Origin of the sequence: Pseudomonas frederiksbergensis, assembly GCF_035751725.1 — a bacterium.
Taxonomy (GTDB): Bacteria; Pseudomonadota; Gammaproteobacteria; order Pseudomonadales; family Pseudomonadaceae; genus Aquipseudomonas; species Aquipseudomonas frederiksbergensis_A.
In genome coordinates this window covers 1655552-1667358 of sequence record NZ_CP142104.1, presented here as the reverse complement: position 1 = coordinate 1667358, position 11807 = coordinate 1655552, and the positions used below count along the sequence as shown (strand labels likewise).

The window sequence follows — 11807 nt, the reverse complement described above, 5'->3', positions numbered from 1 at the left end:
TTCTGTATTAAATATTTAGCAACCGCAGTTTCTAGTCTCTTAGGTGCGCCGCCCTGGAATGTAAATGATTCCTATCTTCATGCTAAACGACACTGTTGACTAACGGGACGAGAGATGTGACATCATGCCGATCACCCAATCTGAGATCGTAACAATGCCTGAAGCTTTCTATAAGTACATGACATATAGCACTGCCGGCATTGTGCTACAAAATCAGACACTCCGCTGGAGCACCCCAGCAACCTTGAACGACCCCTACGATATCCAATTTGATCTTCAACTCAACTTTGATCGAAAAAAAGTCCTTCGCGACACGCTTGATAAACTTTGGAAGGTTTTTCTTGGAGAGCTATTCGGCGCCCCTGATAACCGAATGACTCACGCTATCAATTTCATGCGAACAAATCATAATCGCATACCTAAAAAGCATTTTATGCGCATGATGGAAGAAGGTGTGAAACAATCGTTTTCGTCAATGGATAAAAACATCCACAAAGCATACTTTGAAACCAGGGAACAACTTTCAAGCACTAAAATTTTATGTCTGACCGACTCGCCTATCAATCAGCTAATGTGGGCATATTATGCTGACAGCAACAAAGGGGTGGTGCTTCGCTTTCAAGACGAGATGGGAGCAGATAGTCCCTATTGCACGGCGGTAAAAATGTCCTACAAGACCGACATTCCCATGCTATTCGAAGACGACGAACTATCCGATTTCTTATCCGGGTTAATTGCTTTCGATCAAGCCAAACGAATCAATACACTTATTTATACGAAGTCGGACGCTTGGAAACATGAAAGCGAGTGGCGGATCTTTGCTGGTGACGGACGTGATAAAAATGCGCCACATGAGGACGTAAAATTTGGCTCCAAAGAGCTTACAGGAATTGTTTTTGGCTGCCGTATGCCATCCGACCAGCGATTGGCGCTATCACATACAATCAAGCAACGTTATCCCCATGTAGAAATCCTACAAGCTGCTCCAGCCCGCCATTCCTTTCAGCTTGAGCTTTCGCGTTACAAAACTGATTGAAAAAGCGCCCCTCTGGCAAGCCTGCTCAATCAGCTATCGCAACCCCCGAACATGCAAATAATTTTTCTATCCGTAGAGACTCGGCACCGATCCAAAACTCCTCCTTTGCCTCGCTCCCGCTTCGAGAAAACATCCCGTTGACATTAAAAATTTTAATCCCCCACTATCGACGAATAAATATGAAGAACCATTAAGGCAGTTGCCTCGCACAACCTGTTCCAATCAACCGCATCAGGATCAAATGATTGATGGAAAGACCTATAGTGAACCAAAGAGTTACGTAATTGATACATCTGCTTTGTAGCATAGTTTACTAAATCCGCATTTACAGGCAACGCTACCCCCAACGCAGAAAGCATCAACCTCAAGTCATCAGATACTGCCTGCTGTAAAAGAACCCCCAAGCTTGGTTCTTCTCGCGGTCGCCATGAAAGCGTCTCCTCCAACACCCGAGCAACATGATTCCACTCCATTTGCATCCCAAGCTTTCCCATAAGTTCTGAAGTTTGGGAGTAGGCATACAGGGCTTCTAAGCATCGATACAAAGCTAGAAATACTGCGCTAGGATCCGTATCAAACAACGAGCGACAGAGAATTCTGTAAGGAATTGCGATGGGACTCAAGTCCGCTATTAATTCGAGATTTGCCCTGAATTGTGCGTCTATCCAAGCACCAGCACGAATGCGATCAGCTAAACAAATTAGAAAGAACACCCGTGGTGTTTCAAACTGGCTAATATCTGCCCCAGAAAACACCCTAATCGTCGGATACAATTGCGAAATCTCTAGAACTTCATGCCCCTCATATCCTAAAGTATTTACACCAGTGCCGATTATATTATCAACTTCAATCGGAGTCGCCTTAGGCATAGGACGAAGCTCTGATAATATCGCCGTCATCATTCCTCCATTCAGGCCTTCATCAACCAGTCCCGCTATCTCGTCGGGCAACTCGAGTCCGACCGTACAGAACAACGAAACGCCGTCTAGATCAAAACGGGAGAGTTTCAATGACGCACCTAACGACATTACGGACGCCAAATCCGCTTTTACCAACCGTCGCTGATCTGTGCCTTTTTCGCTAATGACCCACCGGCCTTCGCCAGCGTTCTGGCGCTGCAGCCCATTTTTGTAACAATACTGATCTAAGTCACCAAATACTATTGTATTTGCTTCTTTTTTATTCCTAGATGTCATCAGCTAGCACGCCAGCAGGGTTCCATATTCGGTATTTCAAAAGCATCCTCAATTAGAACCTTAAATGCCTCCACGAACACGCTCCGTTCATACCGACCCACTTGCCCTACTTTTTTATCTAAAATCTCACTCAACACATCCAAACGAAGAAAACCACCAACGCCAACTGGGTCAAGCCCGTTCAGCTTGATGACCATAGCGGAGGCATGTTTAACAACAGTATCCATTCGAGTGCTTCTTTCGTCTATCTCTCTGTCTAGACCAGGTCGACCCAAAACATATTGAGCAATGGCGACCATAAAACCAATACGTGCGGGTTGACTTCCGAACACCTCCTTTCCACGTGAAAAACGGCCACTATTCCCATTATCGTATCGATCAAAGGCTTTATCGAGTTCTACTAGCATTGATAGCGCACTATAAAAATGATCTTGAAATCCTGTGTCTGCCAGATTATCTACAAAATCCAAGCGAGAGAACTCTTCTGACAAAGTCTCCTTTGTGTCGACATTTGTTTTTCGTAACGAAAACGCCAAGTACAATTCAACTAATGCATCCGAGCTGAATTGTGCGCTAGCCACACGCCTACCCGGTTTATCCGGCGAAAAAATCCTGTCAATACCAGTTACGTTATTCTTTATCTCTTCCAGCAATGGCGCATATACGACTGACAGCTGACGCGCCAAAGTCCAAGGAACCTGCCCAGTATTCAGAACCAACATTCTATAAACAAGTGATCTAACAGATCTTGCCACCCAAAACTCCACCCTCATCTCTCGCGATGCAATACTTACGTCAATTTCACACGCATCAATTAATGCCGCAGTTCGTTGCATACCATCAATAATTGTAAGCTCATGACGAGAAACAGCCCCTAAAAATAGCGAAATATCCGATAACGCTCCAGAAGAGATATCATCAACTACTGACTGATCTACTATGACCCCAATCACAACTGGAGGCAAAACAGCACCCGCACGAATATCCGAAATCATTCGATCTCGTATCCGCTTTGCTGTTGTTGTTTTAAGTACTTCACGCTGCCCTGTGATGCCTCCACGCTGCGCGTGCGCCCCCCGAACCAAACTAAGGTAGTCACCTGTCGTCATCTTACCTAGAGCCGAATAACAATCTGTACGGCGATCATGTATCAGATCCACTTAACGCTCCTTAATCAGTTGTGATTAAAATTTGCCACCTGCTACATCGATAGCTCTGACTTGCTTCGCACCATATATCTTCTTACCTAAACTGCATAGGCAGATCTTGAAGATCTTTTTGACTGGAGCTCTTGCTGCCTGGCAGCAAAAATCTATCGAGGAGACGAAAAAAAAATAAGCGTACCTTAGCTGGACGAACGCGCAAAACTGCAAAAATATAGCCGCCCTTTTCTCGCCGATGGCGGCTCTCATCTGCAAGCCACGATCCAGAGTTCGTCAAGTTTGGTCGTAAAGCTTTGACTCATCATCTCGCGACGCATCCCCCAGTCTGGCTCGGAAGGTACAATGGCTGATCGAAGCGTTCCCCTGCCCCATCGCTCGTTGATCTGGTCCAGCACCGCCATCAACTTCGTGGCGTCGGCTGGCTGGGAGGTAGCAAATAGATCGTCGGTGTACTCCCCTTGCTGACAGAGGTTCATCAATAGCACCTCAGCCTTGCTGTACTTGAAGCCAGGCCGAAACACTCGTTCGAGCGCGTCAATCGCAGCCTTGGTCAGCAACCGAACATCGTCGGTAGGGTACGGCATGTCAATCAGCACACCATTGGCGTATTTCGCCTCCTCCGGGTTGAACATGCCGGTGCGGATGCTGATGCGGATCTTCTTGCACAGCGACTTCTGCGCCCTGAGCTTTTCCGAGGCGCGCATCATGTAGGTGGCCACCGCTTCCTTGATCGGTGCTAGGTCCGTGAGCCGCATACCAAACATCCGGCTACAGCAGATTTCTTGCTTCGGCGGGTCCGGCTCGTCCAGCTCTAGGCACGGTGTTCCGGCCAGCTCCCGGGCAGTCTTCTCGATCACCACGCTGAACTTCTTGCGTAGCGTCCACGGGTCGGCCTTTGCCAGGTCCATCGCGGTCTTGATACCCATGGCGTCCAAGTGAGGTTTCATCTTGCGACCGACTCCCCAGACTTCGGACACGTCGGTATTGCGCAACACCCAGTCGCGCTTGAACGGGTCGCAGATGTCGACCACCCCGCCCGTTTGCACCTGGAGCCGCTTGGCGGTGTGATTCGCCAGCTTTGCCAGGGTTTTCGTGTGAGCGATCCCTACCCCAACCGGGATGCCGGTGCAGCGCAGTACGTGGCCGCGGATCTTGCGGCCAAGGGCATCCCGGCCGTCGATGCCGGTCAGATCTGCGAAGGCTTCGTCAATGCTGTACACCTCGACTGCGGGCACCATCGATTCAATGAGGGTCATGACGCGCTCGCTCATGTCCCCATAGAGCGCGTAATTCGAGGAGAACGGGACGATGCCGTGTTTCTGCAGCTTGTGCTTGATCTGGAAATACGGCTCGCCCATTTTCACGAAGGGCTTGGCGTCGTAGCTGCGGGCGATCACACAGCCGTCGTTGTTGCTCAGCACCACAATGGGCACGCGGGCCAGGTCTGGACGGAACACTCTTTCGCAACTGGCGTAGAAGCTGTTGCAGTCGATCAGGGCGAAAACGGGCTGGGCTTTAGACATGGCTGCGCACGCTGCAGGTGATGACGCCCCAGATGATCAGCTCGTCGCCCTCGAGCACGTACCTCGGTGGGTACTTTGGGTTCTCCGACAGGAGAATCACCTCCTTCCCACGAATGCAAAGGCGCTTGCACACGGGTTCGTTGTTCAGCAGCGCCACGACGATGTGGCCGTGTGCAGGTTCCATCGCACGATCCACAACGGCTAGGTCCCCTTCAAAGATCCCAGCGCCCTGCATGCTCTCCCCGGCGATGGATACCAGGTAGACATGCGGGGCGCGAATATTCAGAACCTCGTCCAATGAGATGTGCGCTTCGATGTGGTCCGCCGCCGGGGATGGAAACCCGGCAGGCACTCGAAACGAACACAAGGGCAGCTTCAAGCCACCCTCGGCAATAGGGCCTAGAATTGAAAAGCTCATGACGCACCGATCCAAAAATACTGTACGAACATACAGTTAACTTTGTACAAGGTTCGCGGTCAATTTTGTATAGGAAAAAGCTGACAGGCGGGACAGCTCATGTGCGGGAGATTCGTGCAGTACGAGGGGATGGCAGTGTTTATGGAAGAACTGAGTCCTCAGTTGCCATTGCTCGGCGGGTACGATGCGGAGCCGATCAGCCGATACAACGTGGCTCCAACAACCCGCGTGCAGATCCTGCACAGCACAGAGGCAGGCGTTCATATCACGCCAGTGAGGTGGGGATGGGCGCCCTTCTGGGCTAAGGGGAAACGTCCGGACCCTATCAATGCCAGGATCGAGACCGTTACGACGGGAAAGTTTTTCAAACAGCTATGGCCGGCCGGGCGCGCACTGGTGCCCAGCGAGTTAAACAGTCGGGAGGTCGTAGCAGGCACACGCAAGAACTACCGGACATCCCTCAATCTGTACTGGATGCCTCACTTAGCCCTGCTACCTGTCGATAGCATCACCTCGGTGCTGCTGCGCAAAATCGTAGCCAGCACTGAATGGAAATCGCCGGGCGTTAAGCGCTCGGCAACCCAGCGACTCACTACAGTGTTCAGTACCGCCGTTAAAGATGGGCTGATCAATCGAAACCCGGTCGAGTCCATCGAGCTTCCCATGAAAACGAAAAAGCCCATCGACCCCTTCACGGTGGCGGAAGCCAACGCCATCATCGAACACCTCTATAAGACGCTGACCCATTCGATGCGGATCTACGCGGCTTACTTCGAATTCGCTTTCTATACCGGTATGCGCCCTAGCGGGATAGCTGCCCTTCGCTGGGGCGAGGTAGACAAAGACAAGCGCCTAGCCAAAGTGTGTCGGATCGTCGCGGACTATAAGATGGAGGAGCGCACCAAAACCCGCAATGAACGGCAAGTCATGCTCAACAGCCGTGCCCTGCACGCCATTCAGGTGGCGGAGCAAATCGCCGAGCAGCGTGCGAAACAGAGCCGCAGGAAGCAGCCCAAATCGCCCTATGTGTTCCCACCCACAAAAAATTTCGAGTTCATCCAGCAATCCAGCGTCACCGACAAACACTTCCAGGCGGCGCTGACCGAATTGGAGATTCGCGCCCGCCGGCAATACAACTGCCGACACACATACGCTACCATGTGCCTCATGGCGGGTATGAACCCTGCGTTTATTGCCACTCAGCTGGGTCACAGCGTTCAGATGTTGCTCTCGACCTATGCCCGATGGATCAACTCCAGCTCCGACTGGGGCGAACTCGGGAAACTCGAAAACAGCTTGATTGGTACAAAATTGGTACAGACAGAACAAGTACCCTCCTGAAACCCTTATGGAATCAGCCTCTGTGACACTGGAACAGAATTACACCGCGATTCTCGGCCAACTGGGCGAGGACGTTTCCCGCGAGGGCCTGCTCGACACGCCCAAGCGCGCTGCCAAGGCCATGCAGTACCTTTGCCGCGGTTATGAACAGACCCTGGAAGAAGTCACCAACGGTGCCTTGTTCAGCTCCGATAACAGCGAGATGGTGCTGGTCAAGGACATCGAGTTGTACTCGCTGTGCGAGCACCATTTGCTGCCTTTCATCGGCAAGGCCCATGTGGCCTACATCCCGAGCGGCAAGGTATTGGGCCTGTCGAAGGTTGCGCGCATCGTCGACATGTACGCCCGTCGCCTGCAGATCCAGGAAAACCTCAGCCGCCAGATCGCCGATGCGGTCCAGCAGGTGACCGGTGCCCTGGGCGTGGCGGTGGTGATCGAGGCCAAGCACATGTGCATGATGATGCGCGGTGTGGAAAAGCAGAATTCCTCGATGATCACTTCGGTGATGCTCGGTGAGTTCCGCGAAAATGCGGCGACCCGCATGGAATTCCTCAGCCTCATCAAGTAAGTCGTCCCCACGAAGAAAACCGGCATTGATCGCCGGTTTTTTTTCGCCCATGAAAAATCAGGTAAGCTGCGCGCCCTCTTCTTCCCGCCGTGAGGCTATAACGTGATCGTCAAAGCGCTTCGAGTTGGCCTGGGCCAGCTCATCATCTTCATCGACTTCATCACCCGCCCCGGCAAGAAACAGCGCCCGGCCCAAGCCCAGGCGCAAGTTGACCAGGCGGCTCGCGGGCTTACCCTGTATCAATTCCATGCCTGCCCGTTCTGCGTGAAGACTCGCCGTGCCCTGCGCCGCCTCAACGTGCCGGTGGCCTTGCGCGACGCCAAGAACAACGAGCAGGATCGCCAGACACTGCTGGAACAAGGTGGCCGGATCAAGGTGCCGTGCCTGCGTATCGAGGAAAATGGCGAAACCACCTGGATGTATGAGTCCAAGGTGATCATTGATTACCTGGATAAGCGATTTTCGGCGGTCTGAGGATTTGTGCTGGGGTTGATGGCCCTTCGCGAGCAGGCTCGCTTCCCACATGGAAATGCAATCTTTCTGTGGGAGCCTGCTCGCGAAGCGGCCAGAGCAATCACTCCAACGTCAAGCCGCCTTCGCGGCCAAAGCCTCCCGCACCACCCCCGCCAAGCGCTTCAAACCTTCATCCAGCCGCGCCGGATCGATGTGGCTGAAGTTCAGGCGCAAATGCCCAGGATGCTTGTCCGGCTCTGGAAAGAATGGCTCACCCGGCATGAACGCCACGTCCGCCGCCAGCGCCTTGGCGAGCAAGGTCCGGGTGTCCAGCGGTTGCTTGAGCGTCAGCCAGAAAAACAATCCGCCCTGCGGCACGTTCCAGTCGGCAATGTCGGCAAAATGCCTGTGTAGCGCAGCCTGGAACCGATCGCGCCGATCCCGATAGAAATTCCTGAGTTCATGCATATGGTTGCGGTACTGCTCGGTGCCGATCCATTGCAGCGCCTGCCATTGGCCGATGCGATTGGTATGCAGGTCCGCCGATTGCTTGAGCCGCAGCAGATGCGGGAACAGGTCCGGACTGGCGATCAGATACCCGACCCGCAGGCCCGGCAACAGGGTTTTCGACACGGTGCCGGTGTAGATCCAGCTGGCCTTCTTCAGGCGACTGGCGATAGGTGTGGCGCTGCCGCCGTCGAAGGTCAGTTCGCGGTAGGGCTCGTCTTCGACCAGCGTCACGCCGAATTCATCCAAAAGCGCCGCCACTGCGTCGCGCTTGGCCTCGCTGTAGCGAACTGCCGAAGGGTTCTGGAACGTTGGGATCAGGTAGATGAACGCCGGGCGATGGCGCTCCAACCGGGCGCGCAACTGCTCCAGGTCCGGGCCGTCCGCCGCAAGGGGCACGGTGATGCAGTCAGCGCCGAACAGTTGGAAAATCTGCAGGGCCGCGAGATAAGTCGGCGCTTCGAGCATGACCTCGGTGCCGACATCGATGTGCAACTTGGCCGCCAGATCGAGGGTTTGCTGGGAACCGCTGACCACCAGCACCTGGCTTGCCTCACAGGCCAGGCCCAACGATCGCGCCTGTGCGGCCAGTGCTTCGCGCAGGGCCGGCTCACCTTCGCTCATGCCGTATTGGCCCATGGACAGCGGCATTGCCTCCCACTCCACCTTTGGCAGCATGGCCTCCGCCGGCAGGCCACCGGCGAACGACATCACTTCCGGGCGCTGCGCCGCGGCGAGGATTTCTCGAATCAAAGAACTTTTGAGGCGCGAGACACGTTCGGAAAAAGCCATGGGGTCACCTGTAGCGAGGCGTTGGGGTAATAAGTCAAACTGCTTGACTGAAACTACTCCGTCATCTCTGGAAACGTCAATATGCTTGACCTTAAAAACCCGACATCCCAACAGATGGCCATGGAAGCGTTCTTCTTTGGTTACCAGGCGTTTACCGCCAAGGCGGATGAAATGCTCGAACGCCGTGGCTTGAGCCGAGTGCACCAGCGCATCGTTTTTTTTATTGCCCGCTACCCATCCTTGAGCGTGAAGGAGCTTCTGGCGTTGCTGGGTGTGACAAAACAAGCGCTGAACATGCCGTTGAGGCAATTGATGGAGATGCACCTGGTCAACAGCGTCGCATCCGAGACCGACAAGCGTAAGCGGCTGTTGGCATTGACCGACGAGGGCCAGCGATTTGAACAGGCACTGCGCCGTGAACAGGTGAAATTGCTGGAGCGGGTGTTTGCCGAGGCTGGGGAAGCGGCGGTGGATGGCTGGCTGGCGGTGAACCAGGCGCTCGGGAAATCTGGGGACTGAAGCCTCCCACGCTGGCGATATAGCCCTATCGCCAAATTTTTCGTCGACAATACAGAAAACATTATTTGCTTTATTTGTATACAAAAGCATAATTCGCTTCGTGCGAGTTCCTGACCAACAGGTCAACAACTACGCCAGCCTTACCTGCCTCAAAGCCTCGCCACCACCCTCAGGGGGCGTGCGGTGCCGGAAATAACAATAAAACTCTTGAGGAGTACTCGCTGTGGAAAGCCGCAAACCCGAAGCCCAGACCTTGGATCTTTCACCGCCGTCACGCAATGGCTGGCTGGAGCGTATCTTCAAACTCAGCTTGCATGGCACCACGGTGAAGACCGAGTTGATTGCCGGCCTGACGACGTTCATCACCATGGCCTACATCATTTTCGTCAACCCCAACATCATGGCCGACGCAGGTATCGATCATGGCGCCGCGTTCGTCGCCACCTGCATCGCCGCAGCGCTGGGTTGCCTGTTGATGGGCCTCTATGCGAATTGGCCGGTGGGCCTGGCGCCGGGCATGGGTTTGAACGCCTTCTTCACCTATACCGTGGTCGGCACCATGGGCTACAACTGGGAAACCGCCCTGGGCGCCGTGTTTGTTTCCGGCGTGCTGTTCATGGTGCTGACCTTGTCGCGGGTGCGTGAATGGCTGCTCAACAGTATTCCGGTGAGCCTTCGCTACGCCATGGGCGCGGGGGTCGGGCTGTTTCTCGGGCTGATCGGCCTGAAGACTGCCGGCATCATCGTCGACAGCCCCGCCACGTTGATCAAGCTGGGCTCGCTCCATGAACCAGGACCGCTGCTGGCTGCCGTGTGTTTCCTGATGATCGCCGTGCTGAGCTACCACCGCGTATTTGGTGCGATCCTCATCAGCATCATTGCCGTGACGCTGGCCGGCTGGGGGCTGGGGCTGGTGCACTACAACGGCGTCATGTCCGCGCCGCCAAGCCTGGCACCGACCTGGATGGCCATGGATGTGGCCGGCGTGTTCAACGTCAGCATGATCAGCGTGGTGCTGGCGTTTCTGTTTGTGCACATGTTCGACACCGCCGGCACCTTGATGGGCGTCGCCCAGCGCGCCGGCCTGGTCAAACCCGACGGCAAGATCGAAAACCTGTCCAAGGCGCTGAAGGCCGACAGTGCTTCCAGCGTCTTCGGCGCCATGGTCGGCGTGCCGCCCGTGACCAGCTACGTGGAAAGCGCCGCCGGTGTCGCGGCCGGTGGCCGCACGGGGCTTACCGCCGTGACAGTCGGTGTGCTATTTATTGCCGCCATGTTCTTCGCACCGCTGGCCGGGATGATCCCGGCCTACGCCACCGCGGGCGCCTTGATCTATGTGGCCATGCTGATGATGGGCGGCATGGCCCACATAGAATGGGACGAAGCGACCGACAGCATTCCGGCGATCGTCACCGCAATCATGATGCCCTTGACCTTCTCGGTCGCCGATGGCATCGCCCTGGGCTTCATCACCTATGTCGTGCTCAAGGCCGGCACCGGTAAACACAAGGAAATTTCCGTCAGCCTGTGGGTGCTCTGCGCGATCTTCATCGCCAAGTTCATCTTCTTGTAAGCGGCACATGCCTTACCCGCCTCACCCCGTTGGGTGGGGCTTTTGTACATCAGGAGCAAAGCAATGAATCTGGAAACCTGGTTGTTGTTCAGCGGCGCCGCCTTGGTGGTGATACTCATCCCAGGCCCGTTATCGTTGCTGATGATCAGCAACAGCCTGAACTACGGCCTGCGACGCGCCTATCCGGCGTTCCTGGGTGGAGTCATCGCCTCGATCTGCCTGTTGAGCGCCTCGGCTCTGGGGCTGGGGGCACTATTGCTGGCCTCCGAACAACTGTTCAGCGCGCTGAAGATTGTCGGCGCGCTGTACCTGTTCTACCTCGCCTGGCAGAGCTGGCAGCAATCGCGCCAGCCATCCGAGGGCGCCGAAGTGCCGCAGGCTGCCGCGGTTCCTCGTTTCCGTGCGCTGTTTGGCCGGGCATTCGTGTTGGGGGCGAGCAATCCGAAAGACATCCTGTTCTTTGCCGCATTCCTGCCGCAGTTCCTCAGCGCCGAACAGCCCTTCCTGCCACAGTTGCTGATCATGATCGCCACCTGGACGGTGCTCGATCTGGGTTGCAAAGTCATGTACGGGCTCAGCGCCCACGGAGCGGCACGCTACTTGCGCAGCGGCAGGGGGCAAAGCTGGTTCAACCGCATCAGCGCCGGGCTGTTTGGCAGCGCCGGCGCGGCCTCTCTCCTGTCCAACCATTAAGTTTGCACTCGAACCGTCTTATGGC

The 11807-nt window shown here is 54.9% G+C and carries 12 protein-coding genes and 1 pseudogene; 8 read left to right on the top strand and 5 right to left on the bottom strand.

Annotated features, from left to right (window positions below; translation table 11 throughout):
- Positions 1-124: 124 nt before the first annotated feature.
- Positions 125-1036 (top strand): DUF2971 domain-containing protein, encoded by a 912-nt coding sequence (locus tag VQ575_RS07380; protein ID WP_325919383.1) that lies wholly within the window; start codon positions 125-127, stop codon positions 1034-1036.
- A gap of 152 nt (positions 1037-1188) precedes the next feature.
- Here the strand turns inward: VQ575_RS07380 and VQ575_RS07375 are convergent, their stop codons facing one another.
- From VQ575_RS07375 to VQ575_RS07360, 4 genes are all read right to left on the bottom strand, one after another.
- Positions 1189-2232, bottom strand: coding sequence for a hypothetical protein (locus VQ575_RS07375; protein ID WP_325919381.1), 1044 nt, complete (start codon positions 2230-2232; stop codon positions 1189-1191).
- The gene (locus tag VQ575_RS07370; RefSeq protein WP_325919379.1) at positions 2232-3392 is read right to left on the bottom strand and encodes a hypothetical protein; all 1161 of its coding nucleotides are present in this window, start codon (positions 3390-3392) and stop codon (positions 2232-2234) included. Before VQ575_RS07370 ends, VQ575_RS07375 begins: the two co-directional genes overlap by 1 nt.
- A 248-nt stretch (positions 3393-3640) precedes the next feature.
- Positions 3641-4918 (bottom strand): translesion error-prone DNA polymerase V subunit UmuC, encoded by a 1278-nt coding sequence (gene umuC, locus VQ575_RS07365; protein WP_325919377.1) that lies wholly within the window; start codon positions 4916-4918, stop codon positions 3641-3643.
- On the bottom strand, positions 4911-5336 hold the full coding sequence (locus VQ575_RS07360) for a LexA family protein (RefSeq protein ID WP_041476085.1): 426 nt from the start codon (positions 5334-5336) through the stop codon (positions 4911-4913). Before VQ575_RS07360 ends, umuC begins: the two co-directional genes overlap by 8 nt.
- A gap of 99 nt (positions 5337-5435) precedes the next feature.
- Between VQ575_RS07360 and VQ575_RS07355 the strand changes: the two are divergent.
- From VQ575_RS07355 to VQ575_RS07340, 4 genes and pseudogenes are all read left to right on the top strand, one after another.
- A pseudogene (locus VQ575_RS07355) lies at positions 5436-5741 on the top strand (SOS response-associated peptidase family protein); the annotation flags it as partial.
- Entirely contained in the window at positions 5733-6677 is a 945-nt protein-coding gene (locus VQ575_RS07350) for a tyrosine-type recombinase/integrase (protein WP_411829966.1), read from the top strand. The pseudogene VQ575_RS07355 and the gene VQ575_RS07350, both read left to right, overlap by 9 nt.
- Positions 6678-6699: 22 nt before the next feature.
- Positions 6700-7245 (top strand): GTP cyclohydrolase I FolE, encoded by a 546-nt coding sequence (gene folE / locus VQ575_RS07345; RefSeq protein ID WP_198726073.1) that lies wholly within the window; start codon positions 6700-6702, stop codon positions 7243-7245.
- A gap of 102 nt (positions 7246-7347) precedes the next feature.
- On the top strand, positions 7348-7719 hold the full coding sequence (locus tag VQ575_RS07340) for a glutathione S-transferase N-terminal domain-containing protein (protein WP_039594378.1): 372 nt from the start codon (positions 7348-7350) through the stop codon (positions 7717-7719).
- 111 nt (positions 7720-7830) lie between these two features.
- Here the strand turns inward: VQ575_RS07340 and VQ575_RS07335 are convergent, their stop codons facing one another.
- The gene (locus tag VQ575_RS07335) at positions 7831-8997 is read right to left on the bottom strand and encodes an aminotransferase-like domain-containing protein (RefSeq protein WP_325919376.1); all 1167 of its coding nucleotides are present in this window, start codon (positions 8995-8997) and stop codon (positions 7831-7833) included.
- A gap of 81 nt (positions 8998-9078) precedes the next feature.
- Between VQ575_RS07335 and VQ575_RS07330 the strand changes: the two genes are divergently transcribed.
- The 3 genes from VQ575_RS07330 (at position 9079) to VQ575_RS07320 (ending at position 11782) form a co-directional block, all read left to right on the top strand.
- The gene (locus tag VQ575_RS07330; RefSeq protein ID WP_039594376.1) at positions 9079-9516 is read left to right on the top strand and encodes a MarR family winged helix-turn-helix transcriptional regulator; all 438 of its coding nucleotides are present in this window, start codon (positions 9079-9081) and stop codon (positions 9514-9516) included.
- 223 nt (positions 9517-9739) lie between these two features.
- Positions 9740-11089 (top strand): NCS2 family permease, encoded by a 1350-nt coding sequence (locus VQ575_RS07325; RefSeq protein WP_039594375.1) that lies wholly within the window; start codon positions 9740-9742, stop codon positions 11087-11089.
- Positions 11090-11152: 63 nt separating this feature from the next.
- Complete coding sequence (locus VQ575_RS07320; protein WP_198726053.1) at positions 11153-11782, top strand: LysE family translocator; 630 nt, start codon at positions 11153-11155, stop codon at positions 11780-11782.
- The last annotated feature ends 25 nt before the right edge of the window (positions 11783-11807 follow it).

Excerpts from the sequence above, each read along its gene's own strand:
- VQ575_RS07380 (WP_325919383.1), top strand. The coding sequence starts at position 125 with ATGCCGATCACCCAATCTGAGATCGTAACAATGCCTGAAGCTTTCTAT.
- VQ575_RS07375 (WP_325919381.1), bottom strand. The coding sequence starts at position 2,232 with ATGACATCTAGGAATAAAAAAGAAGCAAATACAATAGTATTTGGTGAC.
- umuC (WP_325919377.1), bottom strand. The coding sequence starts at position 4,918 with ATGTCTAAAGCCCAGCCCGTTTTCGCCCTGATCGACTGCAACAGCTTC.
- VQ575_RS07360 (WP_041476085.1), bottom strand. The coding sequence starts at position 5,336 with ATGAGCTTTTCAATTCTAGGCCCTATTGCCGAGGGTGGCTTGAAGCTG.
- VQ575_RS07335 (WP_325919376.1), bottom strand. The coding sequence starts at position 8,997 with ATGGCTTTTTCCGAACGTGTCTCGCGCCTCAAAAGTTCTTTGATTCGA.
- VQ575_RS07330 (WP_039594376.1), top strand. The coding sequence starts at position 9,079 with ATGCTTGACCTTAAAAACCCGACATCCCAACAGATGGCCATGGAAGCG.
- VQ575_RS07320 (WP_198726053.1), top strand. The coding sequence starts at position 11,153 with ATGAATCTGGAAACCTGGTTGTTGTTCAGCGGCGCCGCCTTGGTGGTG.